Below are 1512 nucleotides of genomic sequence, written 5' to 3' on the forward strand. Positions count from 1 at the left end.
CCCCAACAGTTTGAACTCGAGATGGTCACGCTTGACGAGTTGGTGCCTCAGAATCACCTGCTGCGTAAGATTGATGCCACCCTCGACTTCTCCTTTATCCGTGACCAAGTACGCCATCTCTATTGCGCTGATAACGGTCGTCCCGCCCTCGATCCTGTCTTGCTGTTTAAAGCCCTCTTTATCGGTTACCTGTTTGGCATCCGCAGTGAACGACAGTTAATGCGCGAGATCCAGGTCAATGTGGCATATCGCTGGTTCCTGGGGCTGCGACTGACCGACAAGGTGCCGGATGCCTCGACGATCAGTCAGAACCGGCGTCGGCGCTTCACCGGGAGCGATATCCACCAAACGATTTTTGACACCGTGGTAGAGCAGGCGATGAAGAAACGCCTCGTCGGCGGTGAAGTGCTTTATACCGACAGCACGCACTTAAAGGCCAATGCCAATAAGCAACGGCTGGTTCGCCAAGAAGTGACTCAGAGTACGCAGTCGTATCTTGCGGCGTTGGACGCCGCCGTCGAGGAGGATCGTCAGCAGCAGGGAAAAAAGCCCTAACGCCGCGGTCAAGCTCGCCCGCGGCGAAGGTGGTCAAGAAGGTCAGCACGACGGATCCGGATAGCGGTTATATGGTGCGCGATGGCAAGCCCACGGGGTTCTTTTATTTGGATCACCGGACGGTCGATGGCAAGCACGCCATTATCACGGATACCCATGTGACCCCGGCCACGGTGCATGACAGCGTGCCTTACCTGTCGCGACTGGATGCGCAATGTCAGCGCTTCGGTTTAGCACCGATCGGCGTTGGGTTGGACGCGGGTTACTTCACGGCCGCGATTTGTAAAGGGCTGGAAGAGCGTGGCTTATACGGCGTGATCGGATACCGCCGCCCCAATAAGCTCAAAGGTTACCTACCTAAACGGGTCTTCACCTATCAAGCGGAGACCAACACCTACCAGTGCCCCGAAGGGCAAACGTTGTTCTATACCACCACGGATCGCAAAGGCTATCGGCACTATCGCAGCGATCCCGAGCAGTGCCGCCACTGCCCTCAGTTAACGGCCTGTACGCGCAGTCGCGATCAAACCAAGCGTCTAACCCGTCACGTCTGGTCAGATGCCAAGGAACGCATCGATGCCCACCGGCTCACACCGACCGGCAAAAAGCTGTATCAACGACGAAAAGAGACCGTCGAACGCAGCTTCGCTGACGCCAAACAGCTCCATGGCCACCGCTATGCGCGCTTCCGTGGGCTAGAAAAAGTGCGCGAGCAATGCTTGTTGGCCGCTGCCTGCCAAAACCTCAAGAAAATAGCGCTGGCGACGGCTTAAGGGGTCGCTTACGCACCGTTCTCACGCTACTCAGCCGTTATATACGTCCTTAAGACCTCCATGCCTGTTGGAGCAACACCTCAATGCGCGATGACTAAAAAACCGCGCTCACTAGTGATCGCTTCAGAAAGGAGCCTCTTAAACGACAAAACCCCACAAAAAGTGGGGTTCGTCAGCAGTCTGA

General features: G+C 56.2%; 1 protein-coding gene. It reads left to right on the forward strand.

The genetic code is table 11. The features are described from left to right. Window positions 1-1328 (forward strand): IS1182 family transposase gene (locus tag ACUVOF_RS21910; protein ID WP_447046333.1). Its coding sequence is split into 2 segments (ribosomal slippage), with 1329 coding nucleotides annotated over them: window positions 1-553 and window positions 553-1328; the frame shifts between segments, so codons are not numbered across the junction. This gene is flagged as partial in the annotation. Between the last annotated feature and the right edge of the window lie 184 nt (window positions 1329-1512).

Source organism: Vreelandella sp. H-I2, from assembly GCF_052959335.1.